General features: G+C 68.4%; 25 protein-coding genes. 11 read left to right on the top strand and 14 right to left on the bottom strand.

What is annotated here, in order from left to right:
• Positions 1–56 precede the first annotated feature (56 nt).
• Positions 57–353 carry a MoaD/ThiS family protein gene (locus EAF64_RS04720; protein ID WP_129067797.1) on the bottom strand — a complete coding sequence of 99 codons (297 nt, stop codon included), beginning with the start codon at positions 351–353 and terminating at the stop codon, positions 57–59.
• 121 nt (positions 354–474) lie between these two features.
• On the opposite strand from EAF64_RS04720, the gene EAF64_RS04715 reads away from it, so the two are divergent.
• Genes EAF64_RS04715 through EAF64_RS04705 form a run of 3 tightly spaced genes read left to right on the top strand, consistent with a single transcriptional unit; the run spans position 475 to position 2,976 of the window.
• The gene (locus EAF64_RS04715) at positions 475–1,386 is read left to right on the top strand and encodes a dihydrodipicolinate synthase family protein (RefSeq protein ID WP_129067796.1); all 912 of its coding nucleotides are present in this window, start codon (positions 475–477) and stop codon (positions 1,384–1,386) included.
• 43 nt (positions 1,387–1,429) lie between these two features.
• The gene (locus EAF64_RS04710) at positions 1,430–1,696 is read left to right on the top strand and encodes a hypothetical protein (RefSeq protein WP_129067795.1); all 267 of its coding nucleotides are present in this window, start codon (positions 1,430–1,432) and stop codon (positions 1,694–1,696) included.
• A 41-nt stretch (positions 1,697–1,737) separates the two neighbouring features.
• Positions 1,738–2,976 carry a mandelate racemase/muconate lactonizing enzyme family protein gene (locus tag EAF64_RS04705; RefSeq protein ID WP_129067794.1) on the top strand — a complete coding sequence of 413 codons (1,239 nt, stop codon included), beginning with the start codon at positions 1,738–1,740 and terminating at the stop codon, positions 2,974–2,976.
• Here EAF64_RS04705 and gfo6 read toward each other — a convergent pair whose 3' ends face one another.
• The gene (gene gfo6, locus EAF64_RS04700; RefSeq protein WP_129067793.1) at positions 2,977–4,059 is read right to left on the bottom strand and encodes a D-xylose 1-dehydrogenase Gfo6; all 1,083 of its coding nucleotides are present in this window, start codon (positions 4,057–4,059) and stop codon (positions 2,977–2,979) included.
• 141 nt (positions 4,060–4,200) lie between these two features.
• On the opposite strand from gfo6, the gene EAF64_RS04695 reads away from it, so the two are divergent.
• Complete coding sequence (locus EAF64_RS04695) at positions 4,201–6,120, top strand: histidine kinase N-terminal 7TM domain-containing protein (RefSeq protein WP_129067792.1); 1,920 nt, start codon at positions 4,201–4,203, stop codon at positions 6,118–6,120.
• 1 nt (position 6,121) lies between these two features.
• Here EAF64_RS04695 and EAF64_RS04690 read toward each other — a convergent pair whose 3' ends face one another.
• The 4 genes from EAF64_RS04690 to glpA form a co-directional block, all read right to left on the bottom strand.
• Positions 6,122–6,727 carry a hypothetical protein gene (locus EAF64_RS04690; RefSeq protein WP_129067791.1) on the bottom strand — a complete coding sequence of 202 codons (606 nt, stop codon included), beginning with the start codon at positions 6,725–6,727 and terminating at the stop codon, positions 6,122–6,124.
• Between the two features lie 99 nt (positions 6,728–6,826).
• Positions 6,827–8,149, bottom strand: a complete 1,323-nt coding sequence (locus EAF64_RS04685; RefSeq protein WP_129067790.1) for an anaerobic glycerol-3-phosphate dehydrogenase subunit C — start codon at positions 8,147–8,149, stop codon at positions 6,827–6,829.
• Positions 8,146–9,426, bottom strand: coding sequence for a glycerol-3-phosphate dehydrogenase subunit GlpB (glpB, locus tag EAF64_RS04680; protein WP_129067789.1), 1,281 nt, complete (start codon positions 9,424–9,426; stop codon positions 8,146–8,148). The genes EAF64_RS04685 and glpB overlap by 4 nt, the downstream gene beginning before the upstream one ends.
• Positions 9,416–11,131 (bottom strand): anaerobic glycerol-3-phosphate dehydrogenase subunit GlpA, encoded by a 1,716-nt coding sequence (gene glpA / locus EAF64_RS04675; RefSeq protein WP_129067788.1) that lies wholly within the window; start codon positions 11,129–11,131, stop codon positions 9,416–9,418. The genes glpB and glpA overlap by 11 nt, the downstream gene beginning before the upstream one ends.
• 317 nt (positions 11,132–11,448) lie before the next feature.
• Here glpA and glpK point away from each other — a divergent pair, with 317 nt between their 5' ends.
• The 3 genes from glpK to EAF64_RS04660 are packed head-to-tail and all read left to right on the top strand — an operon-like array spanning position 11,449 to position 15,279.
• Positions 11,449–12,990, top strand: coding sequence for a glycerol kinase GlpK (glpK, locus tag EAF64_RS04670; RefSeq protein WP_129067787.1), 1,542 nt, complete (start codon positions 11,449–11,451; stop codon positions 12,988–12,990).
• Between the two features lie 17 nt (positions 12,991–13,007).
• Positions 13,008–14,111: a hypothetical protein gene (locus EAF64_RS04665; protein WP_129067921.1), complete on the top strand. Its 1,104-nt coding sequence runs from the start codon at positions 13,008–13,010 to the stop codon at positions 14,109–14,111.
• Positions 14,112–14,115: 4 nt separating this feature from the next.
• Positions 14,116–15,279, top strand: coding sequence for a Cdc6/Cdc18 family protein (locus tag EAF64_RS04660; protein ID WP_129067786.1), 1,164 nt, complete (start codon positions 14,116–14,118; stop codon positions 15,277–15,279).
• Here EAF64_RS04660 and EAF64_RS04655 read toward each other — a convergent pair whose 3' ends face one another.
• The 5 genes from EAF64_RS04655 to EAF64_RS20800 all read right to left on the bottom strand — a co-directional run bounded on the left by EAF64_RS04655 (position 15,280) and on the right by EAF64_RS20800 (position 20,880).
• Positions 15,280–16,242 carry an ROK family protein gene (locus EAF64_RS04655; RefSeq protein WP_129067785.1) on the bottom strand — a complete coding sequence of 321 codons (963 nt, stop codon included), beginning with the start codon at positions 16,240–16,242 and terminating at the stop codon, positions 15,280–15,282.
• A 90-nt stretch (positions 16,243–16,332) separates the two neighbouring features.
• Positions 16,333–18,078 carry a pyruvate kinase gene (pyk, locus tag EAF64_RS04650; RefSeq protein ID WP_129067784.1) on the bottom strand — a complete coding sequence of 582 codons (1,746 nt, stop codon included), beginning with the start codon at positions 18,076–18,078 and terminating at the stop codon, positions 16,333–16,335.
• Between the two features lie 72 nt (positions 18,079–18,150).
• Positions 18,151–19,575, bottom strand: a complete 1,425-nt coding sequence (locus EAF64_RS04645) for an aldehyde dehydrogenase family protein (RefSeq protein ID WP_129067783.1) — start codon at positions 19,573–19,575, stop codon at positions 18,151–18,153.
• A gap of 94 nt (positions 19,576–19,669) precedes the next feature.
• Entirely contained in the window at positions 19,670–20,623 is a 954-nt protein-coding gene (gene kdgK1, locus EAF64_RS04640; RefSeq protein WP_129067782.1) for a bifunctional 2-dehydro-3-deoxygluconokinase/2-dehydro-3-deoxygalactonokinase, read from the bottom strand.
• An 89-nt stretch (positions 20,624–20,712) separates the two neighbouring features.
• A complete protein-coding gene (locus EAF64_RS20800; protein WP_193767566.1) occupies positions 20,713–20,880 on the bottom strand; it encodes a DUF7331 family protein in 168 nt (55 codons plus the stop codon).
• A gap of 292 nt (positions 20,881–21,172) precedes the next feature.
• Here EAF64_RS20800 and EAF64_RS04635 point away from each other — a divergent pair, with 292 nt between their 5' ends.
• Positions 21,173–21,691, top strand: a complete 519-nt coding sequence (locus EAF64_RS04635) for an HTH domain-containing protein (protein ID WP_129067781.1) — start codon at positions 21,173–21,175, stop codon at positions 21,689–21,691.
• Here EAF64_RS04635 and EAF64_RS04630 read toward each other — a convergent pair whose 3' ends face one another.
• Positions 21,692–22,057: a winged helix-turn-helix transcriptional regulator gene (locus EAF64_RS04630; RefSeq protein ID WP_129067780.1), complete on the bottom strand. Its 366-nt coding sequence runs from the start codon at positions 22,055–22,057 to the stop codon at positions 21,692–21,694. It lies immediately after the preceding gene.
• A gap of 174 nt (positions 22,058–22,231) precedes the next feature.
• Between EAF64_RS04630 and EAF64_RS04625 the strand changes: the two genes are divergently transcribed.
• On the top strand, positions 22,232–22,633 hold the full coding sequence (locus tag EAF64_RS04625) for a universal stress protein (RefSeq protein WP_129067779.1): 402 nt from the start codon (positions 22,232–22,234) through the stop codon (positions 22,631–22,633).
• A 225-nt stretch (positions 22,634–22,858) separates the two neighbouring features.
• On the opposite strand, the gene EAF64_RS04620 is transcribed toward EAF64_RS04625, so the two are convergent.
• The gene (locus tag EAF64_RS04620) at positions 22,859–23,434 is read right to left on the bottom strand and encodes a response regulator (protein ID WP_129067778.1); all 576 of its coding nucleotides are present in this window, start codon (positions 23,432–23,434) and stop codon (positions 22,859–22,861) included.
• Between the two features lie 102 nt (positions 23,435–23,536).
• Between EAF64_RS04620 and EAF64_RS04615 the strand changes: the two genes are divergently transcribed.
• Together EAF64_RS04615 and EAF64_RS04610 are read left to right on the top strand one after the other, a co-directional pair.
• Complete coding sequence (locus EAF64_RS04615) at positions 23,537–23,761, top strand: hypothetical protein (protein ID WP_129067777.1); 225 nt, start codon at positions 23,537–23,539, stop codon at positions 23,759–23,761.
• A 55-nt stretch (positions 23,762–23,816) separates the two neighbouring features.
• Positions 23,817–24,077 (top strand): hypothetical protein, encoded by a 261-nt coding sequence (locus EAF64_RS04610; RefSeq protein WP_129067776.1) that lies wholly within the window; start codon positions 23,817–23,819, stop codon positions 24,075–24,077.
• On the opposite strand, the gene EAF64_RS04605 is transcribed toward EAF64_RS04610, so the two are convergent.
• Positions 24,078–24,908, bottom strand: a complete 831-nt coding sequence (locus tag EAF64_RS04605) for an NAD(+)/NADH kinase (RefSeq protein WP_129067775.1) — start codon at positions 24,906–24,908, stop codon at positions 24,078–24,080.
• Positions 24,909–24,950: the final 42 nt, after the last annotated feature.

The raw sequence follows: 24,950 nt of genomic DNA, 5'->3' as shown, positions 1-24,950 counted from the left end.
AACGACCGTGAGTGAAGTCGCTCCCCGCGGTCGCGAAGAAGCAAAAACAGAGTGTCTTAGGCCGAGCCGCTCACTTTCTCGTGTTCGGAGGTCAGGTGGAAATCCAGACTGTCGCCGGGCTGGAGGGCCGTGTCGGCGGTGACCGATTCGTGTTCCGTGTCGGGATTGCGGACGGCGATTACGTCCGAGCGCAGGCGATTCCCGTCGAGCATGCCGCTTGCGACCTGGGAGCCGTACTCGGCGGCGAGCCGGTCGATCACGTCACGTACCGTATCGCCCTCGCGCACACCGATGTGTGCTTCCTGGGCCCCAACCCGCGCCGCGAGCGAGCGGCTGATGTCGATGTCGCACATGGATACTCACTCGTACTGGCTCCAGCGTGAAAAAGTTAACTCACACTCGAAAAAGAGAATTGGTTGGGTGGTGTCGGGTGCGGGAAAGGGCTTACCCGCCCGGCCGTGGTGGGTGGTACCGATGGCAGATCCGACCGCCAGGAGCGACGATCCGCTCTCCCTGCACGGTGTGGTGCCACCGATCGTTACGGCCTTCGACGCCGACGAGTCGGTCGACCTCGACGCGACCGCGGCCCACGCCCGCTTCGTCGTCGAGGCGGGCTGTCACGGCGTCTTTCCCCTCGGAACGAACGGCGAGTTCCCCCTCCTGACGCCCGCCGAACGCCGCCAGGTCGTCGAGACCGTCGTCGACGAGATCGAGTCTGTGCCCGTGGTCCCTGGGGTGGGCACACCGAGCACGCGACGGACGGTCGCCAACGCAGAACACGCGGTCGACGCCGGCGCTGACGGCGTCATCGTCGTCACGCCGTACTACTACCCGCTCTCCGACGAGGCGGCCGTGGACCACTACCGCCGGGTCGCCGCGGCCGTCGACGTGCCGGTGTACGTCTACCACATCCCCTCTCGGACCGGCAACGAACTCTCACTGGCCGCGCTCGACTCTATCGCCGCCATCGACGGGATCGCGGGACTGAAAGACTCCAGCAAGGACGTGCCCTGGCTCGCACAGGCCATCGACCGCCACCCCGAGTTGAGTTTCCTCGCCGGGTCGGACTCGCTTCTGTTCCCCGGGCTGGAAGTCGGCTGTTCCGGACTGGTGAGCGCCGTCGCCAACGCCTTCCCCGAACTCGTCGTCGACCTCTACGAGGCCTACGCCGACGGCGACGAGGCCCGCGCTCGCGAGTTGCAGAGCCACGTCTACGACGTGCGCGACGTGATGAAACGCGGGCCCTACATGGCCGGCGTCAAGACCGCGCTCTCCCTGCGCGACCTCGACTTCGACGTGGGGCCGCTCCGGCGGCCGCTCCGCCGGATGGACGAAGACGACCGCGCCGCCCTGCGGAGAGACCTCGAGGACCTCGGCCTGCTCTGATCCATCCCAAACGTTGATGCTATTGCCGGGGCGACTCGGTGACATGTTGCGGTCGCTCAGTCGGCTGGTCACCCTTCCCACGGTCGTCGTCCTGTTGCTGGTCGGGGTCGCGATCATGATCCTCGCCGCTATCCAGAACAGCCCGACCGCACAGCTCTTGGCCGGCTTCGTCGCCGTACTGGCGGTCGCCGCCAGCCTCGTATTGCTCTTTTTCGTCTATCTCAAGCGGCTCAACGCCGACATCGACTCCGACCGACACGAACTCCGCCGGGAACTCGACGAACTAGTCGAGGACGACGACGCCGAGTGACCCCGCGTACCCTTTTAGGCCACGCGCGTGGAACGGACGCCATGGGAATCGACTACGAGACGCTTCGCGACCCCAACGCCGAGTACACGATGCGGGACCTCTCGGCCGAGTCGATGGGCGTCCGGGCGAAACGCGGCGGTGGCCGCGACGTGGAGATCACGGACGTCCAGACCACGATGGTCGACGGCAACTTCCCGTGGACGCTCGTCCGCGTGTACACCGACGCGGGCATCGTCGGCACCGGCGAGGCCTACTGGGGTGCGGGCGTCCCCGAGTTGATCGCGCGGATGAAACCCTTCCTCGTGGGCGAGAACCCCCTCGACGTCGACCGGCTCTACGAACACCTCGTCCAGAAGACCTCCGGCGAGGGGTCGGTCGAAGGCGTCACCGTCACCGCCATCGCGGGCATCGAAGTGGCGCTGCACGACCTCGCGGGGAAGATCCTCGAACTGCCGGCGTACCAGCTGCTCGGCGGGAAGTACCGCGACGCGGTGCGGGTCTACTGCGACTGTCACACCGAAGAGGAAGCGGACCCCGAGGCCTGCGCCGACGAGGCCGAACGCGTCGTCGAGGAGCTGGGCTACGACGCCCTGAAGTTCGACCTGGACGTGCCCAGCGGGCTCGAGAAGGACCGCGCAAACCGCCACCTCCGGCCCGGTGAGATCCGTCACAAGGCCGAGATCGTCGAGCGGGTCACCGAGCGCGTCCGCGACCGGGCCGACGTGGCCTTCGACTGCCACTGGACGTTCTCGGGGAACTCCGCCGAGCGGCTGGCAGCGGCCATCGAGGAGTACGACGTGTGGTGGCTCGAAGACCCCGTGCCTCCCGAGAACCTCGACGTACAGGAGCGTGTGACGCGCTCGACGACGACCCCGATCACGGTCGGGGAGAACCGGTATCGCGTGACGGAACTCCGGCGGCTGATCGAACGCGGGGCCGTCGACATCGTCGCCCCCGACATGCCCAAAGTCGGCGGGATGCGCGAGACCCGGAAGATCGCCGACGTGGCCAACCAGCACTACGTCCCCGTGGCGATGCACAACGTCTCCTCACCGGTGGCCACCGTCGCCGCTGCCCACGTGGGCACGTCGATCCCGAACGCACTGGCCGTCGAATTCCACTCCTACGAACTCGACTGGTGGGCGGACCTGGTCGAGGAATCGGTCATCGAGGACGGCCGGATCGAGGTTCCCGAAGCGCCGGGGCTCGGGGTCACGCTGGACATGGATTCGGTGGCCGAGCACGTGGTCGACGGTGCGGAACTGTTCGATGCGGCCTGACTACAGCTCGACCCGCTCGCCGCGCTCGCCGGCCTCGTAGATCGCCTCGATGAGCCGCATGTCGGTCAGCCCGTGTGCGCCGTCGCCCTCGGGGTCCCGGCCAGTGAGCACGCAGTCCGCGAAGTAGTCGAACTCCTCGCGCATCTCGTCGACCTGCTCGAACTCCACGTCGACGGTCGTTCCGCCGCTGGCGACGGTCACCTGCCGTGGCTCGCTGGGGAAGAACGCGGGGTCGATACGGGCGCGACCCTCCGTCCCGATCACTTCGATGTGACTCGACTGGGTGGCGTGCTGGCTGGCCGTACAGGTCGCGAACACGCCCCCCGGAAATTCGAGGGTGAACGCGGCCCGTTCGTCGGGCACGTCGGCGAAGGCCTCACCCGAGGAGTCCGTGGAAGCCTGCACGGCCACGGGATCGGATTCGAGCAGGAAGCGGGCGGTGTTCAGCGGGTAGAGCCCGATGTCGGTGACGGAGGCTCCGGGGCCGGCCAACTCGGGGTCCAGCCGCCACTGATCGGGGTTCGGGATCATCTCCAGCAGTGGCTGGGACATGTGGCCGTGGACGGCGACGGGATCGCCGAGTAGTCCCTCCCGGAGGAGGTCCCTGACCCGGCGCACGGCGGGTTCGGTGTGCATCCGGTAGGCGATCATCAGCGTGATGTCGGCGCTGTCGGCGGCCGCGACCATCCGTTCGGCCCGCCCCACGCTGGCTTCCATCGGCTTCTCACAGAGGACGGCCTTCCCGAAATCCGCGGCCGACTCGACGTATTCGAGGTGAGTGGCGTTGGGCGTCGCGACGTAGACGGCGTCGTACGCGTCGGTCGCCGCGCCGTCGTGGAACGCCTCGCCCGAGAGGCCGTGTTCGATCCCGTCGACGCCGTTCGCGACCTCGCGGGCCTTCTCCCGGGTCCGGCTGACGGCGACGGTCGTCTCACACAGTCGCGAGTCGGCGATAGCGGGGATCGCTTCCTCCCGGGTCCACCAGCCGAGCCCCACCACGGCAACGCGGAGCGGACCGGCGTCGTCGGCCGCGACCTGCCAGTCCCGCGCGGTGAACTCGTCGAGCACGGTGGCGAGATCCATACCTCCGGTTCGACCCGCACGCGAAAATGCGTGTGGGTCGGGGCAGCGACAGATCGCCGTGACCCCCGATTCCTCCCATTCTGTTATCATCACTGATACCTTCGTGCGTACACTTAACCGGTGAAACGACGAGATCTAGCCATGCAAACCGGCATCCCTGTGCTCGCAGGGTTGCTCGTCATCTCCGGTGCGCTCTCGACTGCGGTCGCGGCGTTTCTCTGGAACGAACGACCGAAGTCGGGAACGACGCCGTTGATGTTCGTCGAGGTCAGTCTTGCGCTGTGGGCGTTCGGGCAGGCGCTCGTCGTCGCTGGCGGGCAGGTGGCCGTGGCCGCCGGGGCCGCCCTCTCGCTGTTCGCGATGTCCTTTATCGGCGCGGCGCTGTTCCTCTTCGCCCGCCAGTACACGGGCCACACGGGCGCGGTCTCGACGCGACTCGTGGCCGGTCTGTCGGTCGTTCCGGTCGCCGTCTTCGCCGTCGGCGTCCTGAGCGTCGCTGGCGCCGTCGGCGTCGGTCCAGTCCGTCTCGGTCACGCCGGTCAGCCCACGCTCGCGGCCGACTTCGGCCCCGTCTTCTGGGGCGTCGTCGCCTACTCGTACACGCTGCTGTTCGTCGGCGACTACTACCTGTTCGGGAAGTTCGTCGGCTCCCGGAACGTCTACCGGAAACGCACCTTCTTTTTTCTGACGTACAGCCTGTTGCTGACGGGCTGTCACCTGCTGAGTACCCTCGGCCTGAGCCCCGTGCCACAGTACACGCTCGCCCCGCTGGCGAACCTCGTGTTCGGTTCGCTCTCCCTGCTGGTGTTCGTCGGCTACCGGTCCTACGGGTTCCTCCCGCTGAAGCCGATCCTCGAACTGTTCGGCTCACAGTCCAAGAGCCTCGCGCCGGTCGCCCGGACCGCGATGATCGAGGAGATGGGCGGCGGGATGCTCGTGACCGACCACCGCAACCGCGTCGTCGACATCAACCCGATGGGTCGGAAGATCCTCGGCGACCCCGACGCCCGCGTGGTCGGCCGCCCGCTCGAAGAAGTCCTCCCGCCGGACATCTTCGTCGACGACGACGATACGCGACTCCTCGACCCGGGCGTCGCCGGCAACTTCTCCGGCGTCTGGGTCCGGACGCCGACCGGCGAGAAGCGCTGTTTCGACGTGATGATCACCGAACTCGACGGGGCGGGCGCGACCGGCCGCGTCTCGTTGATCCACGACGTGACCGAGCGCGAGCGCCGCAAACAGACCCTCGAACAGCGGACCGCCGAACTCAGACGACAGAACGAACAACTCGAAGATTTCGCCGGGATCGTCTCCCACGACCTCCGGAACCCGCTGAACGTCGCGTCGGGCGCGATCGAGTTGACCCGCCGGAACGAGCAGTTCGAGTTCCTCGACCGTGCGGAGAACGCCCACGAGCGGATGGAAGTCATCATCGAGGACGTACTGACGCTCGCCCGGCAGGGACAGACCGTCGACGAGACCGAACCGGTCTCGCTCCGTGGCGTCGCCACGGAGGCCTGGGCGAACGTCGACACCGACCGGGCGACTCTGGAGTGTCGGGACGACGCCGAGTTCGAGGCCGACCGGAACCGCCTCCTGCAACTGTTCGAGAATCTGTTTCGGAACAGTATCGAACACGGTTCAACGGATCCCGACTCGCGAGCGGACGCCGACCCGTCCGAAGACCACGTGGTGACGGTGACCGTCGGCGTGATCGACGGTGAGCCGGACGGGGACGAGCGAGGCGTGACCGGTCCCCGTGGGTTCTACGTCGCCGACGACGGCCCGGGCATCCCCGAGGACGAACGCGAGGCCGTCCTGGAGCAGGGGTACACCACCAGCGAGGACGGGACCGGACTCGGCCTGTCCATCGTCAGGACCATCGTCGACGCCCACGGCTGGCGGATCAACGTGACCGAAAGCGACGCGAAACGCCGTTCCGCGGGCCGTAAAGGCGGGGACTCGGGAGGCGAACCCGGCGAGTCTCCCGGTGGTGCTCGCTTCGAGATCACCGGACTCGTCGGCGACGAACCCGCACTGGAGGACGAAGCGGTCCCCTGACTCACTCCACGTGCCGGACGACGGTGTGACGACACTGCTCGTGAGGAACGAGGTCGTCCGCTCGTTCGGGCGTCCCCGACGGATGTTCGCCGGCCGCCTCGCGGATGATCGACTGCAGTTCGCCGAGGCTGACCGGCCCGCGTTCGTCGATGGCCGTCCGGACGTCCGCACACACCGGCGAGTCGTCATTGCCGACCGAATCGATCCAGCGGAACCGGACCTCGTCGCCGGCCTGCTCGGTGAACTTCCGGACGCGGGCCAGGTTCCGGATCGACGCGACCTCCGTGTCGACGATAGTCCGGGCGCGGTCCGCGTCCATGTCGAGTTCCCGGGCGACCCGGTCGGCGATCATCGACCGGGCATAGCCCTCTTCCCGGGCCAGTTCCGCGGACAGAATCTCCGCGACCTGGCGGGCGTCCTCGCCCGAGAGCCCGTAATGCTCCAGGATCGACCCGGCGCGACGCTCTACGTCGACGGCGAGTTCGAGCTGTCCGTCGCCGGCGTCGCCGGCCTGCGGCCGGCTGACAGAGGGACTTCGTCCCTCGCTGTCCTCGGTCGCCTCCACCCCGTCGCCGAGCAACCCGGTGACCCAGCTACGCAAACCCATGTCCCCTGCTATCCCGTGTCTCCGATATAAAGTTCCGGCGCGTTTCACGCTGGAAACTGTTCCCGGCCGGTTCACCCCGACCCCGAATCGGTCTCGCGATCAGCTCTCGACCAGCGCCGCCTCCAGAATCTCCAGCGGGTGGCGGATATCGTAGCCCGTCCCGTGTTCCATCTGCATCGCACAGGTCGGACACTCCGTCATCCCGGTCCGACCCTCGGCCTCGTCCATCTCCTCGAACATCTCCTCGCCGATGGCCATGGACTTCTCGTACTTCTCGGCCTTCCAGCCGTACGTCCCCGAGATGCCCGAACAGGAGTCGCCCACGTCCTCGACCGCGACGCCGTCCAGATCCCGGAACAACTCCACGGCCTGCCGAGCCAGCCCCTGGTTGCGAGCGTGACAGGGCGCGTGGTAGGCCAGGTCCTCGCCGTCCCCGTCGACCTCCGCGCCGGCGAGCGCCCCGCGGAGATCCTCGTGGATGCGCAGATACTCCAGGGCCTCGTAGGTGTGGGCCGCCACGTCGGCGGTGCCCTCGAACGTAAAGAGCTCCGGATACTCCTGGCGCAGCGCCATCGAGCAGGAGGTGCAGGAACAGATCACGTCGTAGCCCTCGTCGATCAACTCCGAGAACGACGAGATGTTGGTCGCTGCGTCCCGGCGGGCGTCGTCGAGCATCCCGTTGGCGAACATGGGGGTACCCGAACAGCCCTGCTCGGGGACGACGATCTCGTAGCCGAACTGCTCGAAGGTTCGGACCATCGCTTTGGCCACTTCGGGGGTGTTGTAGTTGGCGTAACAGCCGTGGAAGTAGGCGACGCGTTTCTCCTCGCTCTGAACCTGCGCGCCACCTCGTTCCGCCCACCACTCCCTGAACGTCTGCGTGGCGAAGGCGGGGAACTCACGTTCGGCAGTGAGGCCGAACAGTTTCTCGCCGAGTTTCCTGAGGGGGCCGTTGTTCGCGAGGGCGTTGGTCAGGCGCGGGAACTTGCTCCCGAGCCACGCCCCTTTGCGGTAGTTGGCGAGGACGCGGTTGCGCCAGTACTCCACCGAGAGTTTGCTCATCTGCTCGTCGACGTACTCGGCGCGGGCCTCGTTGTGCATCTGACTGAGGGGCACGTCGGACGGGCAGGCGTTGTCACAGCGCATGCAGTTCGAGCAATCCATAATGGAGGGGTCGATCTCCCGGTCGTCCTTGCGCTTGAGCCGCCACTGTTCGGGCCCCTGGAACTTCGGGCCGGGGAACTCGTCGTCGACCTCGGCGACCGGACAGTTCGTGTCGCAGGTCGAGCATTTGTAACAGTCGTCGGCCCCGGAGCGCAGGTCCAGTTCCGACTCGGGGAACACGTCGACGGGCTCGAACTCGTCGTCGGGGATCTCGTCGTCCGGTACGCCTGGGTCGTGGGGGGAGTCTGCGTCGCTCACGTATTCTCACCTGCCAGCCTGCCCGCGTGGAAACCGGTCGCCAGCGAGACGCCGCTGCCGGACTTCTCGGCCGCGAAGTCGTAGTTGCCGAGCACCGCGCCCGCCGCCCGGAGGTTGTCGAACTCGACTGCGCCTCGGCCGTTCCGGGGCCGCAACTCCCGGTCGGGATCGACGCCGAACCGGGCGAAGCGGTGGTCCCCGAAGGCGCGGTCGTCGAACCAGTCGTAGCGGTCCGGCGGGTGGCCGACGTGGCAGTCGAAGACTGGCTCTTCGACGCCCTCGCGGTCCGAGTCGATGCCCTTCCCGACCAGTCCGCCGGTCGCCAGCACGAACTGTTCGGCCGCGTATGGGACCGTCGCACCCGACCGGTCGACCGCCACCGCCTCGACCCGGTCGCCGTCGGCACCGGCCTCGTAGCCGACCACCGGATTCCCGGTCTCGATGCGCACGCCTTCGGCGTCCAGCGCGTCGTAGAGCCGGTCTTCGAGCCGAAGACCGGGGAGGCTCGGCGGCCCCATCGGAACCTCGAACACGTCGACGCCGAGGTCGGCTTCGAGGTCGGCCCGCACCTCCTCGGGGTGGTCGTCGCCCAGCACCGCCGGGAATCCGACTCGCTGTTCGCCGTCGAGGTGAGTGACGACGCGCTCGACCAGCGCCCGCCGGACGCTTCCTTCCTGACGCTCCTCGCCGGCTTCGTCCCGGTCGAGCAGGTGGGCGAAGCGAGTCACCTTCGGGTCCGCACTCAACGCGACGGGAAACTCGACGGTCGCGCCGCGAGCCTCGAAGGGCGCGCCGGCCGCGTTCAGCCTGGCGGCCGACAGCGGGGCGTCGAATCCAACCAGCCGCTCGAAGCCCACCAGAAGGGCGTCGCGCTCGTCGCTGGCCAATCCCGCGGCCACGCTGGCGGGATAGCGGGCCGTCGGCTTGACACGCCCGCCCTGCGTCGGAATTAGCGCGTTGCGCTCGGTGTGATTACCCTCGTAGGTACTGTCTGTGAGGTCGTCGAACAGTGCCAGTCCGGACTCGACCGCGTCCGCTCCAACGCGTTCGTAGGGATGGCCCTCGGGGAGGTCGTCGAGGGCGGCGAACGGGTCGACCAGTGGGCCCTCGCCGTCGGGCGTGTAGCCCAGCACGTCGATCAGGCCGCTGGCGTTCCGGAGCGTCGGCTGTTTGTACGAGACCAGGCGCACGTCCGCGCCGGTCCGGGCGGCCGAGACGGCGGCGGTGACGCCGGCCAGTCCGCCGCCGACGACCAGCACCTCCTGCTCAATCGCCACCGGGGGCACCTCCGTCGAAGGCCTCGAAGTCGACGGTCTCGCCGGCGTCGGCGTCGGACGCCGTCCGACTCCCGGCGGCGCTTCGCGTCGCGTGATCCCGGTTCATCGTCGTCGCGTGCAGGGCGTAGGAGAGCATCGCCTGGGAGAGCTGTTCGCCCCACAATCCGTGTCGCTGACCCTTCCAGCGCTCCTGGTACAGTTCGTCCAGTGCCGCCTCGGCCTGGCCAGGCTCGTACTCGGGGTGGAGTTCCTGTGCCATCGCGTGGGTGCAGAAGCCGCCCTGGCAGTTGCCCATCGAGGCGCGCGTCCGGATGCGGACCGCGTTGAGATCCGTCCCGGACTGGTCGATGGCGTCCTGCACCTCCGCGCGGGTGACGCCCTCGCAGGAACAGATCACGGGGTTCGGGCCGTCGGTGTCGAGGACCTCCGAGGCGCGGTCGCCCAGCCGCTGTTTGCTCCGGCGGGCGACCGGCGAGGTCAGCCCGAACTCGTCCATCGCGTCGTCGAGGACGCGCTCGTCGCGGCTCCCCGGCAGGGGGACTTCGGCGGTCCGGCAGGACGCCGAGACGCCCAGTCGGTCGCAGACGTGATCGCTGATGTCCTCGGCCATCATCCGGTAGGTGGTGAACTTCCCGCCGACGATGGTGGTGAGCCCCGGCAGGCCGTCCCGGTCGGCGTGGTCGAGCAGGAAGAAATCCCGCGTGATGTCCTCGGAGTCGGCGGTGCCTTCCCCCGGCGGTTCGTACAGCGGGCGCACGCCCCAGTACGACCGGATGGTCCGGGCCTCCTGGAGGACGGGGAGGAGTTTCGACAGTTCGTCGATCATCAGGTCGACCTCCCACTCCTCCTCTGGGTAGTCCTCGGGGTCTTCGACCTCCTCGTCGGTGGTCCCGAGGATGCAGGTGGTTTCGTGGGGCACCACGATGTCGGCGTTGCCCTTCGGGATACAGCGGTTGATGACGGTGTCGACCTGCCGGACGTTCATGACGGTCATCACGCCCTTCGAGGGGCGGACGTTCACGTCGAGGCCGGCCATGTCGCCGATCCGGCCAGCCCACGCGCCCGTCGCGTTGATCACGTGGTCGGCCTCGATTCGCTCGGTCGTGCCCGCCTTCCCGTGGGTCCGGGTGCCCGGGCCGCTCTCGTGGGTCACCTCCGCGCCGACGACCTCGCCGGCCTCGACGAGCAGGTCCGTCACTTCGGCGTGGGTCTCGATCCGCGCGCCGTGGTTCTGCGCGCTCGCGGCGTTCGCGACGCAGAGCCGGAAGGGGTCGACCGCCCCGTCGGGCACCGCGATGGCCTTATCGACGTCCGCGGCGAGGTAAGGCTCGCGCTTCCTGGCTTCCCGCCCCGAGAGGACTTCCGTGGGGATTCCACACTCCTCACAGCCCCGGAGCTTCTGCTCGAAGTACTCCTCGCTGTCTTCCGGGCGTTTGACGAACAGGCCGCCGGTCTCCTCGACGCAGTGGCTCGCGATATCTTCGAGGACGCGGGTCTCCTGGATGCACTCTTCGGCGCTGGCCTGGTCGGCCACGGCGTAGCGCCCCCCGCTGTGGAGCAGGCCGTGCATCCGCCCAGTCGTCCCGTGGGTCAGGTTGCCCTGCTCGACGAGCGTGACCGACAGGCCCCGCATCGACAGATCACGCGCGATGCCACAGCCCGTCGAGCCGCCGCCGATCACCAGGACGCTCGGTGTTGCTCCCATCGCACTGTCGGTCACTTGGACCGCTCGCACATATTTTTACCGCCGCAACCTCGGTGTCAGTAAATTATGGGCAGGTGGCGACAGGTCGGCCCGTCGACGCGTCGATATCCCGACCACTCACCGGGCGTCGACGGCGACCGAGTGCCGCGACGATATCGGACGAACCGCCGGAAGCGAATCTAAACCGAACGATTCCGATCGATCCCACGCTACCGACCGGCGCGGGGCTGCGGAAGGTTTTTCATGGCCGCTGTGGATTTTCACCATCACGCCGCTGCCGACCGTAAAGAACGTCGTCGGTGGTACTGGAGACACCAATGACAGCCAACACGTACGTCGGGGCGATCGACCAGGGGACGACCGGCACCCGATTCATGGTCTTCGATCACGGGGGGCAGGTCGTCGCCAACGCCTACGAGAAACACGAACAGATCTATCCCGAACCCGGCTGGGTCGAACACGACGCCGTCGAGATCTGGGAGAACTCGAAAGCGGTGATCACGCAGGCGCTGGCGGAGGCGGGACTGGACGCCACCCAGCTCGCGGCGCTGGGCATCACCAACCAGCGCGAGACGACGGTCGTCTGGGACGCCGAAACGGGCGATCCGATCCACAACGCCATCGTCTGGCAGGACCGGCGGACGACCGACCGCGTCGAGCGTCTGGAACGCGATGAGAAGGTCGAGTGGATCCGGGAGAAGACTGGGCTGGAAGCGGACGCCTACTTCTCGGCGACGAAAGCCGAGTGGTTGCTCGAGAACGCCGACCCGATCAAGATGGAACGGACCCGGCCGGAGGACGTCCGGGACCGCGCGGAGGCCGGCGAACTCCTGCTCGGAACCATCGATTCCTGGCTGATCTACAACCTCACCGGGAACCACGTCACCGACGTGACCAACGCCTCGCGGACGATGCTGTACGACATCCACGAGATGGCGTGGTCTGACGACCTGCTGGCGGAGTTCTCGGTCCCGCGAGCGATGTTGCCCGAGGTCCGCCCCTCCTCCGACGAGAGTCACTACGGCTACACCGACCCCGACGGCTTCCTCGGCGCGTCGGTCCCGGTCGCGGGCGCGCTGGGCGACCAGCAGGCCGCCCTGTTCGGGCAGACCTGCTTCGACGCCGGGGACGCCAAGAACACCTACGGCACCGGGTCGTTCTTCCTGATGAACACCGGGAGCGAGGCCGTCGAGAGCGACCACGGCCTGCTGACGACCGTCGGGTTCCAGCGCTCCGGCGAACCCGTCCAGTACGCGCTGGAGGGCTCGATCTTCGTCACCGGCGCGGCCATCGAGTGGCTCGAAGACGTGGATCTCATCGAGAGCCCCGGCGAGACGGCCGAACTCGCCCGCTCGGTCGACGGGACCGACGGCGTCTACCTCGTCCCCGCGTTCACGGGCCTCGGGGCACCCCACTGGGACGGCCGCGCCCGCGGGACCATCGTCGGGATGACCCGCGGAACGCGCCGCGAACACATCGTCCGGGCCACCCTGGAGGCCATCGCCTACCAGACCCGCGACGTGGCCGAGGCCATGGAGGCCGACGCCGGCGTCGAGATGGGTAGTTTGCGAGTCGACGGCGGCGCGGTCAAGAACAACTTCCTCTGTCAGCTCCAGTCCGACATCATCGGGACCGACATCGTCCGGCCGGAGGTCGACGAGACGACCGCACTGGGCTCTGCCTACGCCGCCGGCCTCGCGGTCGGCTACTGGGACTCCCTGTCGGAACTCCGGGACAACTGGCACGTCGACGCCGAGTTCGGCCCCGAGATGGATCGCGCCGACGCCGACGCGCGCTTCGAGCGCTGGCACGACGCCGTCGAACGCTCGAAAGACTGGGCTCGCGACGGTGGTGACTGAGGGTGACGCTATCCGCCGTGATCGCCGCGCTGAGCGACCCGACGCTCTGGATCGCGGCGTTCGCGGGCGGGGCGTTCGGCGCGGCGCTCGGGGCACTCCCGGCGTTCTGTTTCACCGGAATCATGGTGATCGCCGGCGAAGCCGCGAACCTCGTCGGAGTCGATCTCGCCGAGGAACTGGCGGCCGTCTCCCCGGGAGAGATCGCGACCGGCATCACGGGATCGGTCGCGTTCGGCCCCGTCTTCGGCCCCCACATCTCCTTCGCGGCCGGCACCGCAGCCGCCGCCTACGCCGCCCGCAGGGGGTACATGGACACCGATTTCCCCTACCACGAGGCCAAGAACATCACCTGGGCGCTCGGCACGAAACCCGACGTGCTGGCGGTCGGCGGCGTCTTCGGTGTCCTCGGCATGGTGATCCGGCAGACCTCGGCCGGCTTCGGGTTCCCCTGGGACCCCATCGCGATGGGCGTCGTCCTCTCGGCGTTCGCCCACCGACTCGTCTTTCGCTATCCGATCGTCGGCCCGATCCGTGGGCGAAACGTCCTCGACATGACCCCCTTCGCGCGCGGTGAGACGTACCCGGCGGATACGTCCAGGGCCACCGACGACGGGCGGATCAACGACGGGGGCACCACGTCGGGGCGGCTGGCCATCGAGCCGTGGCTGGGCCACCAGTACGAGTGGGCCAACGTCGCCACCATCGGCCTCGTCGGTGGGATCCTCGGCGCGTACATCGGGATCGCGACGGGCAGCCCCTTCCTCGGGTTCGGAATCAGCGCGGCCAGCCTGCTCTTTTTGAACCTGGGCGTCGAGCAGATCCCGGTCACCCACCACGTGACGCTGCCAGCAAGTACTGCCGCACTCGCCGTGACCGGATCGGGGACGGCGGTGCTGACCGGCCTCGGCTCGACCGCCGGCCTCCTCGTCGGCGCTGCCTTCGGCGTCGTCTGTGCGCTGTTCGGCGAGCTGTTCCAGCGGGTGTTCTACGCGCACAGCGACACCCACGTGGATCCGCCCGCCGCGGCCATCGTCTTCGGAACTTTCATCATCGCCGTGCTGGCACTGGCGGGTATCTTCCCGGTGACCGACAACCAGGCGGTCTGGATCCCGCTCCCCTGAGCCTATGAATCTGAGAGAACGAATCCGTCGTCGGCGCGAGAGTAGCGGCGACACGCCGCTCGTCCGCGATTACGACGCCATCAGCCCCGTCTCGCACGTCCCCGAACCGACCGGCAGGGGGCCGATCCTCGAACGCCTGCTGGACGCCCTCGATCCGGTCTTCGACGGCGATCTCCCGCCCGAGACCTACGTCTGGGGCCCGGCTGGTGCCGGCAAGACCGCGGTCGTGACCGCGCTGTTCGACCACCTCTCGACCCAGGTCACCGGGTCGGGCACGGTGATCCACACCGCGACTCGCGCCGACACCGGCGGCGACCTCGCGTTCGTCTACGTCGACGCCCGGACGGCGGACAGCCCCTTCGCCCTCTATCGGGCCGTCCTCGACGCCCTCGTCGACGAGCAGGTCCCCACCCGCGGTGTCGGGACCGACCGGCTCCGGGATCGCCTCGCACGCGAACTCGCCGGCGGTCGTGCCGTCGTCGTCGCCGTCGATCACGTCGGCGAGCCCGCGACGCCCGATCTGGGCACCGTCACCGACCACCTCTCGCCGCTCGCCCGCCTCTCGTGGGTGGCCGTGGGCCGAACCGAACCGGCCGCCGTCGAGGCGTCGCTCCCGGCCGAGTGCATCGAGATTCCCGCCTACCGCCGGCACGCGCTGGCGGACGTCCTGACGAGTCGCGCCTCGGCCGGCCTGGCCGACCAAGCCATCGAACACGAGGGGATCCGCGAGATCGCCAACTGGGCCGACGGCGACGCCCACGACGCCCTCGCGGCGCTGTTCGGGGCCGCCGACCGCGCCGGCGCGGCCGACCGATCACGGATCTACGGCGAGGACGTCACCGCCGCCATCGACGACGTCCCCCGCCCGACCTGCGCGCTCGGTCGGGTCGTCGCGCTCCCCGAGAACCGCCAGCGCGTCTGCCGCGTCCTGGTCGACCTGACCGACGACGAGCGCGCCTCGGTCGACGCCGCCACCGACGCCATCACCGCCCGGGTCGACCTCTCGCCGGGAACGGTCAAGCGATTCCTCTACGAACTCGCCGAAACCGGGATCGTCGAACGGGTCCGCAGCGACGCGTCGGGCGATCACGGCCGCCCGCCCAGCCGCGTCGAACCCTGCTTCCCGACCGCCGTCTTCCGCCGGCTCTACGACCGCCGGGACCGCTGATTATCTGCGGATTCGCCCCCGGTCACCAGTCCCAGCGGTCATCGCACTCGCGACTGCCCCTTTCACCACGATGTCGTCGCCGTACTCGGTCAGCCTGATCTCGGGGACGTTCGAGACCACGAGGTCGGGCAGGCGCTCGCGGACGGGATCGAGGACCAGTTCGGGGTTGTTCAGCGCGACAGCGCCCCCGACGGAGATCGTGATCGGGGCGTAGGCGTGGACGATGGTCGCGATGCCGTGGCTGTTCCAGTGGGCCAGCCGATCCAGCACTCGGTCGGCCAGCGGGTCCGCGCCGGCCGCCTCGAACACGGCCGCCGCGCCGAACTCGCCGTCGACGGGCAGGTCCGTCTCCACGTCCTCCCGGTCGTGGACGATCCGGGCGTACTCGGGGATGTTCTCGCCGGAACAAAAGGCCTCCCAGTGCCCGGTGCCGCCACAGCCACAGGTCACTGGCCTCTCCGAATCGAGCGCGACGTGGCCGATCTCGCCCGCGTTGCCGTCCCACCCCGAGAGCAGGTTCCCGTCGACACAGACGCCCGCGCCGATCCCCGAGGAGATCGTCAGGTACACCATGTCGTCGGGCGCGCGGTCGGCGTAGAACCGCTCGGCCAGCACGCCGGCGTTGGCGTCGTTGTGGAGGTAGACGGCGTCGCTGTCGACGAGGTTTCGGACTGGGCCCACGAGCGGGATCCGGTCCGCGCCGTCGACGTTCACGGGATTCTCGACCGCGCCGGCGGCGGTGTCGAGCGGGCCGATCGAGCCGATCCCGACGGCGTTGATCCGGGTCGTCGTCGTCCCCGTCGCCTCGCAGGCCGACCGGAGCGAGTCGAGGACGGCCTCGGTGACGGCGATGCCCCCCTCGTTCTGGGGCGTCGACCGTCGATCACGGCCGAGGATTCGCCCCTCCACGTCCGTCACGACGGTCCGGAGATTCGTCGCCCCGAGGTCTACTCCCGCGTACATTCTCGTCTGTACGGTCGCCCGGCGCGCACTTAAGACCGTTCGCTCGGCGTGTCTTCTGATGCAACCGGAAACCACGTCCCAGGGGTTAGCTCACGTCGCCCTGTCCGTGATCCGGTCGGCGTAGACCACGCCACGCTCGCCGTCCAGCGTCACGTCGGTGCCGGCCGCCACGTCGGCGAGTTCGGCACCCGCGATGGTCGGGACCCCGAGTTCGCGAGCGACGATGGCGGCGTACCCAGTCACGCCCTCGTGGCCGGTGACGATGCCGCCGACCGCCGAGAGGTCGCCCTCGAACTCGCCGTCGAAGTCGGCGGGGACGGCGAGGATCGCGCCGTCGGGCAGTCCGTCGAGGTCGCCGTCCGTGACGTGGAAGACGGGGCCCGACACCACGCCGTCGACGACCGACCGGCCCGACACGAGGGTCTCGGCGGCGACGTGGACCTTGAGGGTGTTGGCGGTGTCGAGTCCGTCGAGTTCGGTCATCATGCCCGCGAGGACGACCACCGTCTCGCCTGGGTCGACGACGCCCGCGTCGATGGCCGACTGCACCGCCGTCTGGATCACCGCGTCCGCGCCGTTCTCGGTGTAGTCGGCGTACTCGGGCTGGATGCCCCAGGACAGCGAGAGCTGTCGGCGGACGCGTTCGCTGGGCGTCGCGGCGACGATGGGCATGTCCGGGCGGTACTTGGCGGCCTTCCGGGCGGTGTAGCCCGATTCCGAGGCCGCGACGATGGCGCTGGCTCCCACGTCGCGAGCGAGGAAGCGGGCCGATCGAGCCAGCGCGTCCGTCCGGCTCTCGCCGGCCGGCGGGACCCGCTGTTCGCGGGACTCGGCGTACTCCGCGCTGCCCTCCACGTCCCGGACGATCCGGTCCATCGTCTCGACGACGGTCCCGGGGTGGTCGCCGATGGCGGTCTCGCCCGACAGCATGACGGCGTCGGTGCCGTCCAGGACGGCGTTGGCCACGTCGGAGGCCTCCGCGCGGGTCGGCCGGCGCTCGTGGATCATCGAGTCCAGCATCTCCGTCGCGGTGATGACCGGGACGCCCGCGCGATGGCACTGCCGGATCACCCGCTTCTGGATCAGTGGGACCTCCTCCATGGGGCACTCGACGCCGAGGTCGCCGCGGGCGACCATGACCCCGGCGGCCTCGTCGGCGATGGCTTCGATGTTCGCAACCGCGTCGGCGCGTTCGATCTTGGCGACGACGGGAATGTCGCCGCCTTCGTCGTCGATCGCCTCGGCGACCTGGTACACGTCCGCGCCGCTGCGGACGAAACTGGCCGCGACGAACTCGACGTTGCGCTCGACGGCGACGGCGATATCCCGGCGGTCCTGGTCGGTGACCACGGGGAGACCGAGATCGACGCCGGGGACGTTGACGCCCTTGTTCCCGGCGAGGTCGCCGCCGTCCTCGACGCGGGCGGTCACGGCGTCCTCGCCGCTCTCCTCGACCACGGTCTCGATGCGGCCGTCGTCGAGCAACACGCGGTCGCCGGGCTGGACGGCCGCGATGGACGACGACAGCCCGATCTCCTCGGGGGTGGCCGTCTCACTGGCCGAAAAGCGAACGGTCGAGCCGGTCTCGACGTGGATCGGGTCCTCGGTGGGGGCGGTCCGGATCTCCGGGCCGGCGAGGTCGTACATCACGGCGACGGGGGCCGAAAGCTCGCCGCCGACCTCGCGGATGCGGTCGACGACCGCGCGGCGGTCCGCGGGTGTCCCGTGGCTCGCGTTCAGTCGCGCCACGTCCATTCCAGCCTCGATCAGCTCGCGCAGTCGCTCGCGCGAGTCCGAAGCCGGGCCGATGGTACAGACGATCTTTGCGTTGCGCATAGATGGGTGACCGGGCGGTCTCGTCCGCGATTCTCACCGCAGGCGCATAGATGTGTGGGAGTGTCCGCTCGCTCACAGCACGATGGTCTTGGTCGTCGTGAACGCCTCGATGGTGTACCCGATCCCCTCGCGGCCGATGCCCGAGTTCTTCACGCCGCCGAACGGGATGTCGCCCAGGCCGTGGGAGGGGGTGCCGTTGATCCGGACCGCGCCGGCCTCGATGCGTTCGGCCAGTCGCATGGCGCGGTCGTGGTCGGCGGTGAACACCGCCGCGTCAAGCCCGAGATCACCCGCGTTCGCGAGGTCGAGCGCCTCGGCCTCGTCGGCGAATCTCGTCACGACCGCGACGGGGCCGAACTGCTCTTCCGCGATCAGGCGCGCGTCGTGGGGCACGTCCGCGAGCAGGGTTGGCTCGAAGAACTGTCCGTCCCGCTCCCCGCCCCGGACCAGTTCCGCACCACGCTCGACGGCGTCCGCGACCAGTTCCTCGACGTGATCGGCCTGTTCCTCGCTGATGAGCGGGCCGAAGGTGGTGTCCTCGTCGAAGAGGTCGCCCGCGGTCCAGGCGTCCATCTCGGTGTCGAGGCGGGCGACCAGCTCGTCGTGGACGGACTCGTGAGCCAGCACACGCGAGACCGCCGAACAGCGCTGGCCGGCGTACTTGAACGCCCCGCTGGCGCACTGGCCGACCGTCTCATCGAGGTCGGCGTCGGGGAAGACCAGCGCGGGCGCGTTCCCGCCCAGTTCCATGTGGAGCGTGACCATCCCGCTCTCGTGGGCGACGTGGTTCCCGGCGGCCGACGACCCGGTCATGGCGATGGCGTCGATCCGGTTGTCGCCGGCCAGCGTGTCGCCGATCTCGCTGGCCCGCCCGGGAACGTAGTTGAACGCGCCGCGGGGCAGGTCGACGGCGTCGACCGCATTCGCGAGGATCGCGGCGCTCACAGGCGTCTGCGTGGCTGGCTTTACGATCACGGCGTTGCCCGCGGCCAGCGCCGGGGCGACCTGCAACGCCGTCGTCGCCAGCGGGTAGTTGTACGGCGTGAGACAGAGGACCGTCCCGACGGGCTGGGGCTCGACGATAGCCCGCCAGCCCTCGTGGGCCGCGGTGGTCCCCTCCAGATACTCGCCCTGGAGGTCGCGGACTTCCTCGACCGCGCGCCGGAACCGCTCGACTGCAGCCGTGACCTCGCTCCGGGCGCTCGTGATGGGTTTGCCCGCCTCCCGGACGATGGCTTCTGCGAGTTCTTCGCGCCGTGCCTCCAGTTCGTCGGCGATCCGGTCGAGCCAGTCCGCGCGTTGGACCAGCGTCGTCTCGCGCATGGCCCGCTCGGCGCTCTCGGCGGCCCCGACTGCGGTCCGCGCGTCCGCCGGCCCCGCGGCGTGTACCCGGGCGAAAGTCCCGCCGTCCGCGAGGTCGGTCACCGCCAGTGTCTCGCCTTCGGGGTCGTCCCCCCGGATCACGTGCTCGGTCGGCGCGTATCGTGACGTGGCCATAGGGCGACCTACGCGATAGAGCGATAAAATCTTTACTCGAATACGAGTTATTTCCTTCCCGGCTACTCACACCAGCGGGCCAACTGCGGGCGGGTCACCGTTCGATTCCGCCGGTCGCGTCCGCGAGCGCGCGCTCGACGGCCGCGGGTGTGACGACGGCCGCGTCGCCCGGGACCGTGCGTTTCAGTGCCGCCGTCGCCGTCCCGTAGGCCAGCGCGTCCGGGACACTCCCGCCCTGGAGACGACTGGCCAGGTACCCGCCGACGAAGGCGTCGCCGGTACCGACCGGGTGGGCGTTACCGGCGGGAACCGCGGGCTGTTCGTGGGTCTGCCCGTCGTGGACCGCGACTGCGCCCTCGTCGCCGCGGGTCACCACGACCGTCTCGAAGTCGTGGTCCGCGTCGAGCCGCTCGGCCGTCTCGACCGGTGAGCCGGTCAGCCCGAGGACCCGCTCTGCGTCCCTGTCGGCGACCACGAAGCGGTCGACGAGGTCCAGGAGGTCGGTAACGGTCTCCCGGGCCGCCTCGGGCGACCAGAGTTTCGACCGGTAGTTCAGGTCGAACGCGGTCGTCGTGTCGGCCTCTTGAGCGAGTTCGAGCAGGTCGGCGGTGGTCGTCGCCAGCGTCGCCGAGAGCGCGGGCGTGATGCCGGTCGTGTGGAAGACGTCGGCGCGTTCGATCCGACCGGTCGGGAGTTCAGCGGCCGTCGCGGTCCGCACGGCCGCGCCCTCGCGGTCGTAGGTGACCGTTCGCCCGCGGGGCGGGTCGGCACTCTCCAGGTAGTAGGTCCCCTGCCGGCCCTCCTCGGTCAGGACGACGGCGGGCTCGACGCCGTGCTGGCGGAGCGCGGCCAGCACGCGGCGACCGGGCGGCGACTCCGGGAGCTTCGAGAGCCAGGTCGACTCGACGCCGAGGCGCTGGGCCGCGACGGCGACGTTGCTCTCGGCCCCGGCGGCGTGAACCTCGAAGGTCCCGGCCGTCTCGACCGGTTCGTCGCCGGGCGGGGACAGGCGCAACATCGTCTCTCCGAACGTGGCGAGTTCCGGCATGGACCTACTGTCGTCGGCCGCGAGCAAAAAGGTGCGAGACGAGGGAGTGCAGCGGCTGGTCGGCCCGCGGCCGTCGCCCCTCAGGCAGTTCACCGTCGGTCCGTGACCGACACCGCGCCGTCGGACTGGAGCCAGGCGCGGTGGTTGTGCCGGTCGTAGACGATGACGCCTTCGGCGGCGTCCAGTCCCACGAACTGGCCGGCGGCTACTGGTGCGTCTCGTCCGGCGTCCGCGTCGTCGACAGGTACTCGTGTCATCGTGATTCCCCCTCCGGATAGACGTAGGACTCCTATCGTGTTAAGTGTTACCGCACCACATGGTAAGTCCGTGAGCGTCAGGTAACCGTGGAGTTTCAGCTACCGATATCACCGCGGAAAGGCGGATCGGATCGGGAGTGAGGTCGAGCGTCGAGCGAACTGTGGACTCGCGTCTGTCCGCTGTCGATTATCCGGAAGTGCAACGCGGTAATACCGGCCACGTCGTGCGTTTATTTTTCGCGCCCAAATCTTTATAATTCAGTAAATTGATTGGTACGGACACCCGGGTACAATGACCACTGAGACTACTGCGGAGAGGGTCACCGTCGATCTCCACGTTCGATCACTCACACCCCGTGCCGGGCACGGCCGCCAAGAAGCGGTGATCGAACGACTCGAACGACTCGTAGATACCGGGCAGATCAACGAGTTCAACCTCGACGTCTGGGGACGGCAGGTCAGCCTCTCGACGGCTGCTGCACGCACCGACGCGGGTCAGAACGTGCTGGACCGCGTCGAACAGTTTCGCGACTGGGCCGCGGACACGGACCGCTCGATCAGTTCCTTCTTCGAGACGCGGCGGGTCTCCTCGGAGATGACCGAGGAGAGTTACGTCGCGCTCGTGTTGCCGATGTTCACCCTCGCGGAGTACCACGACGGCGAACTGGCGTACGTCGCGCCCTGCAGTGATGGCGACGGCGTCTGCACCGTGACCGACCGCCTCGACACCCTGGAGCACAGTACGACAGTCACCGAGACGCTCGAAGCCGACGGCAACGGGCAACTGATCGCAGAAGAGGCCGAGGAGTAGTCAGGCCGGTGACCCCTCGTCCGGCGCGGGGACGAGGTGATCACGGCCCCACTCACGCATCGCCTCGATGACCGGCGCGAGTTCGTCACCGCGCTGGGTCAGCGCGTACTCGACGCGGAACGGTTTCTCGCTGACGACCGAGCGCGTGACGATCCCGCGCTCTTCCAGGTCCTCCAGACTGTCCGACAGCACCTTGCTCGACACCCCGTCGACCGCGTCTTTCAGCGCGTTGAACCCCAGCGGCCCCTCCGCGAGCAACCGGTCGACGATGACCGGGTGCCACTTCTTCCCGATCAACGAGGCCGTCGCGGTCACCGCACACCAGTCCTCGCCGGCACACCAGATCTCGATCGGATCGTCGCTCATACACGGACGCAGAACGTCCACCGGCATATAGTTACGTCCCGATACCTGGTTGTCGTGGGTAACCCTGGTACGCACCCGCCCAGTTCGACCGGTGGTCCACCCCTGGCCCGTCCAGTTCTCAGAATCTGATACGTTACACCCCGATTTAACACACTGCCGGGCCAGGAGGGTGATATGTACGAGATACTGATGCCCATCGACACTGACACCGACCGCGCGCTCAGACAGGCCCGGGCGGTCGAGGACCTGCCGGGCGGCCCCGAGGACGTCCACGTCACCGTCTTGCACTCCTTCACCGACAACCCATCGGGGGCGTCGATCACACAGTTGCAGTCGGCCCGCCGGACCGAGTCACACCTCCAAGACGCCGGCTACTCGGTGACGCTCGACGAGCGTTCCGGAAGCCCGGCCGATGCCATCCTCGACGTCGCCGCCGAGGACGACGTGGACCTCATCTGTATCGGCGGCCGCAAACGGTCCCCGACAGGCAAGGTCCTGTTCGGGAGCGTCACCCAGAGCGTCCTGCTGGACGCCGACCGGTCCGTCCTCGTCTGTCGCCGGGACGTCGACGCCTGACGCGAGCGGGATAGCTATTTAAACGACCAAGCATTTCCGGGTAAAAATTTAATTGCAGAAGAGGTGATATTATTCCTTGCCGGTGGGTGGGTGGTTCATCGCTTCCGATTCTCACCGGCGGGAGACGCGCCCACGTCTCCCTCAACAGCCGTCCCGCAAGCACCACGTGCCAGCTTGCCGCGATGCCGTTCCTCAGGCGGCATCACGGCATCTTCTGACCGAACGTCACCGACCGGGTTGGCGGTCGATCTCGCGAAACGCCAACTCGAAGTCCTCGAAGTCCGACAGTGACTCGGCCATCTCCGCTTCGAGCCGGTCGGCCCGCTCTCGTAACGCCGCCACGTCCTCGTTTGCCTCGAGTTCCTGGGGTGTCTTCTCCGCTTCGAGCAGGGCCAGTTTCGAGGTAACTTCGTAGTACTGTGTCAGTCGGTCGTCGTAGGTGTCGGCCGCGAGTTGCTGTTCGACGGCGCCGACCAGATCGTCGCTCTCGACCGGCTTACAGAGGTAGTCGTCGAACGGCATCTCGATGATGTCGAAGTCGGGGTCGACGGCGGTGATCATGATGACCCGGCAGTCGTCCCCGCGGTCGCGGAGTTCCGCGAGGACTTCGTCGCCCGACAGGTCGGGCATCCGGCGGTCGAGCAACACCACGTCGACGTCGTCGTCGGCCTTCTCCAGCGCTTCCTGCCCGCCGTAGGCGACCCGGACGTCGTAGTCACGCTCCAGTTTGAGCGCGTACACGTCGGCGACTTCCGTCTCGTCGTCGACGACGAGGACCGTCGCCGCCGAATCGTTCCCCATACCACGTTCGTCACGGACCGACGAGTTATAATTTTGCCCGTCGAGTGACACCGACGCCGCCGAACCAAACCATTCACACCCATCCGGCCCCTGGACGGTTGTATGAGCGGCCACGAGACCGACGCGGCGACGGGCCTGTCCGAGAAGGCCAAGTTCGCACTGGTACTGAGCGGCGGTGTCGTCCTCCCCGGGCTGGCTAACTACGCGCTCGGGGCGGCCGGCTACAGCACGCTCGGCAGTCTGGTGTGGGCTCTGGGCTACGTCGGGGCCATCCTGTTCATCTGGTACGTCTGGGTCCGCCCGCTGGATCTGAGCGGTCCCACGTGACGGTGGGCGCGTAACGGAAGTTTTTAGAGCGCTACAGGGTCAGTTCTAGCCAAGAATGCTCGCGCTACCATTGCAGGTGATCGACAACTTCCTGCTCCAGTACAACGTCGGGCAGGCGCTCCTAGCGATCTTTATTCTGTCTGCCCTGGCAGCCCTGCCGCTGAAGTCCCAGCGTGTCTACGCCATGCAGTTCCTGGGCTTCGGGCTTCTGTTCCTGTTGACGCCCCAGAGCATGCTCGCGAAACCCCACTGGAAGTTCCTGGGCATCGCCTTGCTCGTGCTCGCCCCGATGGTGTACGTCACCGCCAAGAAGTAATCAGTCGAGTTTTCCGAGTCCTGCGAAGAAATCCAGCGGCGGCCCCGCCACTCTGACCGGGTTCGCCGCCCGTGTCAGCGTGACCGTCGCCGGCGGTGTCACCGTCTCGCTCGTCCGCCCGTCCCCGACGACGACCGCTTCCGCGCCGTTCTCGACGATCACTTCTACTTCGCTGTCGACACCGACCACTAGCGGCGGCATCTCCGACTCGCCCGCCATCTCCGTGACGATCAGGCCCGACACGTCCGGGTGGACGAGCGGGCCGTCCTCGCTGAGGTTGTACGCGGTACTGCCGGTCGGCGTCGCGATCAACACGCCGTCGGCGTGCCCCGCGGTGTAGGTCGCGCCGTCGACCGTGACCTCGAGGTCGACGCCCTGGCCGTGCCCGCGCTGTGTGCCGAGGACGGCGACCTCGTTGATCGCCGGCGGGAGCGACCAGCCGTCGCCGCGGGCCTGCAGTCGGTGCATCGACCGGGTGTGCGGGCCGCCGTCCTCGCGGATCTCCCGGACGACGTCGTCGACGGTCTCGACGGCCGCGTCGGGCGAGACGGCGTTCAGGAACCCGACTTCGCCGAGGTTGACGCCCATGATCGGCGTCGCCCCTGCGCCCCGGGCGGCAAAGAGGAAGGTGCCGTCGCCGCCGATGCTGACCACCAGCTCACGGCCGGCCATCTCGTCGACCGGGACGCCCTCGGCGTCGGGGCCGAGTTGCGTGGCAGTAGTCTCGTCGACGACTGTCGGCACGTCCGCGTCGTCGAGGTGCGTCCGGATCTCGTTGGCCAGCGCGGCGGCGCGGGGATTGTCCCGCTGGGCGACGATGCCGACGTTCATCCGTCTCGGGTTTGGCAACGGGTCATTATAAACCGGGCGGAC

The sequence above is a fragment of the Halorientalis pallida genome, assembly GCF_004118325.1.
Classification (GTDB): Archaea; Halobacteriota; Halobacteria; order Halobacteriales; family Haloarculaceae; genus Halorientalis; species Halorientalis pallida.
This window is presented reverse-complemented; position numbering and strand designations above follow the sequence as displayed.

Coding starts and splice junctions, on each gene's coding strand:
- EAF64_RS04720 (WP_129067797.1), bottom strand. CDS start 353: ATGTGCGACATCGACATCAGCCGCTCGCTCGCGGCGCGGGTTGGGGCC.
- EAF64_RS04715 (WP_129067796.1), top strand. CDS start 475: ATGGCAGATCCGACCGCCAGGAGCGACGATCCGCTCTCCCTGCACGGT.
- EAF64_RS04710 (WP_129067795.1), top strand. CDS start 1,430: ATGTTGCGGTCGCTCAGTCGGCTGGTCACCCTTCCCACGGTCGTCGTC.
- EAF64_RS04705 (WP_129067794.1), top strand. CDS start 1,738: ATGGGAATCGACTACGAGACGCTTCGCGACCCCAACGCCGAGTACACG.
- gfo6 (WP_129067793.1), bottom strand. CDS start 4,059: ATGGATCTCGCCACCGTGCTCGACGAGTTCACCGCGCGGGACTGGCAG.
- EAF64_RS04695 (WP_129067792.1), top strand. CDS start 4,201: ATGCAAACCGGCATCCCTGTGCTCGCAGGGTTGCTCGTCATCTCCGGT.
- EAF64_RS04690 (WP_129067791.1), bottom strand. CDS start 6,727: ATGGGTTTGCGTAGCTGGGTCACCGGGTTGCTCGGCGACGGGGTGGAG.
- glpA (WP_129067788.1), bottom strand. CDS start 11,131: ATGGGAGCAACACCGAGCGTCCTGGTGATCGGCGGCGGCTCGACGGGC.
- glpK (WP_129067787.1), top strand. CDS start 11,449: ATGACAGCCAACACGTACGTCGGGGCGATCGACCAGGGGACGACCGGC.
- EAF64_RS04660 (WP_129067786.1), top strand. CDS start 14,116: ATGAATCTGAGAGAACGAATCCGTCGTCGGCGCGAGAGTAGCGGCGAC.
- EAF64_RS04655 (WP_129067785.1), bottom strand. CDS start 16,242: ATGTACGCGGGAGTAGACCTCGGGGCGACGAATCTCCGGACCGTCGTG.
- pyk (WP_129067784.1), bottom strand. CDS start 18,078: ATGCGCAACGCAAAGATCGTCTGTACCATCGGCCCGGCTTCGGACTCG.
- EAF64_RS04645 (WP_129067783.1), bottom strand. CDS start 19,575: ATGGCCACGTCACGATACGCGCCGACCGAGCACGTGATCCGGGGGGAC.
- kdgK1 (WP_129067782.1), bottom strand. CDS start 20,623: ATGCCGGAACTCGCCACGTTCGGAGAGACGATGTTGCGCCTGTCCCCG.
- EAF64_RS20800 (WP_193767566.1), bottom strand. CDS start 20,880: ATGACACGAGTACCTGTCGACGACGCGGACGCCGGACGAGACGCACCA.
- EAF64_RS04635 (WP_129067781.1), top strand. CDS start 21,173: ATGACCACTGAGACTACTGCGGAGAGGGTCACCGTCGATCTCCACGTT.
- EAF64_RS04630 (WP_129067780.1), bottom strand. CDS start 22,057: ATGAGCGACGATCCGATCGAGATCTGGTGTGCCGGCGAGGACTGGTGT.
- EAF64_RS04625 (WP_129067779.1), top strand. CDS start 22,232: ATGTACGAGATACTGATGCCCATCGACACTGACACCGACCGCGCGCTC.
- EAF64_RS04620 (WP_129067778.1), bottom strand. CDS start 23,434: ATGGGGAACGATTCGGCGGCGACGGTCCTCGTCGTCGACGACGAGACG.
- EAF64_RS04615 (WP_129067777.1), top strand. CDS start 23,537: ATGAGCGGCCACGAGACCGACGCGGCGACGGGCCTGTCCGAGAAGGCC.
- EAF64_RS04610 (WP_129067776.1), top strand. CDS start 23,817: ATGCTCGCGCTACCATTGCAGGTGATCGACAACTTCCTGCTCCAGTAC.
- EAF64_RS04605 (WP_129067775.1), bottom strand. CDS start 24,908: ATGAACGTCGGCATCGTCGCCCAGCGGGACAATCCCCGCGCCGCCGCG.